Origin of the sequence: Methylopila musalis (assembly GCF_042679725.1) — a bacterium.
GTDB lineage: Bacteria > Pseudomonadota > Alphaproteobacteria > Rhizobiales > Methylopilaceae > Methylopila > Methylopila musalis.
On the sequence record NZ_JBHTMX010000360.1, the window covers coordinates 1 to 1,301 of the forward strand.

At 72.5% G+C, this 1,301-nt stretch carries 1 protein-coding gene; it reads left to right on the forward strand.

Annotation, left to right across the window (positions count from 1 at the left end; all coding sequences use genetic code 11):
* Positions 1-120 precede the first annotated feature (120 nt).
* Positions 121-768 carry a 5,6-dimethylbenzimidazole synthase gene (bluB, locus tag ACFQ4O_RS17645; RefSeq protein WP_378777693.1) on the forward strand — a complete coding sequence of 216 codons (648 nt, stop codon included), beginning with the start codon at positions 121-123 and terminating at the stop codon, positions 766-768.
* Positions 769-1,301 lie beyond the last annotated feature (533 nt).

Consider the following 1,301-nt stretch of genomic DNA (forward strand, 5'->3'; position numbering starts at 1 on the left):
GGCCTCGCCGGACGCCGCGCGGGTGCGCAAGGCGGTGGCGGAGATCGCGGGCTCCGGCGTCACGCTCGCGCGGCTGTCGGTGGCGGCGAGCCTGCTCGGCGATCTGGCGCGGGAGAGCGCGTGACGACCGGAGCCGCCCCTGTCTTCGACGCCGCCTTCCGCGACCGGCTCGCCGAGCTGATCGCGTGGCGCCGGGACGTGCGGCGGTTCCGCTCCGATCCGATCGCGCCGGAGACGGTGCGGCGGCTGCTGGAGATCGCCGTGCTGTCGCCCTCCGTCGGCAACAGCCAGCCCTGGCGGTTCGTGCTGGTGGAAAGCCCGGAGCTGCGCCGGGCGGCCCGGGAGAACTGCCTCGGCGCCAACGCCGCCGCGGCCGCGTCCTACGAGGGCGAACGCGCGGCGCTCTACCGCTCCCTCAAGCTTGAGGGCATGAAGGAGGCGCCGGTCCATCTCGTGGTGTTCTGCGACGAGGAGACCGAACTCGGCTGCGGCCTCGGCCGCGCCACCATGCCGGAGACGCTGGCCTATTCGGCGGTGGGCGCGATCGCGACCCTGTGGCTCGCGGCGCGGGCAGAAGGGATCGGCGTCGGCTGGGTGTCGATCCTCGACCCGACCCGCATCCACGCGCTGCTCGACGCCCCCCCGGCCTGGCGGCTGATCGCCTATCTCTGCCTCGGCCTGCCGCAGGAGGAGCACGACGACCCCGAACTGGTCCGCGCCGGCTGGCAGGAGCGCGTGAGCCTCGACATGGTGCTCCGCATCCGCTGAGAGGGGTTCGCTGTCGGCGGGGGGCGCACTTCCTTGTCCCGGCCTTGAGCCGGGACCCAGACACGCCTCCGCTCGCAGAACAAAGCTCCCTGCTGTCGCGCGTTTTTCTGAACCACCAGCGGTTCTGGGTCCCGGCTCAAGGCCGGGACAAGAGGGAGGGCCAACCTCTAACGATGTAACATGGGTCCGGTTAGACGCCCTTCGAGCGTCGGGGTCGCCGCCTCACTTCCCTTGTCCCGGCCTTGAGCCGGGATCCAGAAACGTCACCGTAAGCAGAACAAAGCGCCCACGCCGTCGCGCGCGTTTCGGAACCGCCAGCGGTTCTGGGTCCCGGCTCAAGGCCGGGACAAGGGAGGGTGGCGCTTCGTGCGCGAGACGCTCTGACGCGCTTGAACTCTCAGGGCTGCGGCGGCCAGCGGTGGTCGTCGATGCGGCCGGGGGGCGTTTGGGGCGCGTCGGCTGTCTCGCTCGCGGCGCGGCGGTCGCGGGCGGCGTCGAGCAGGGCACCGCCTTCGGACGCGCGGGGGCCGGCG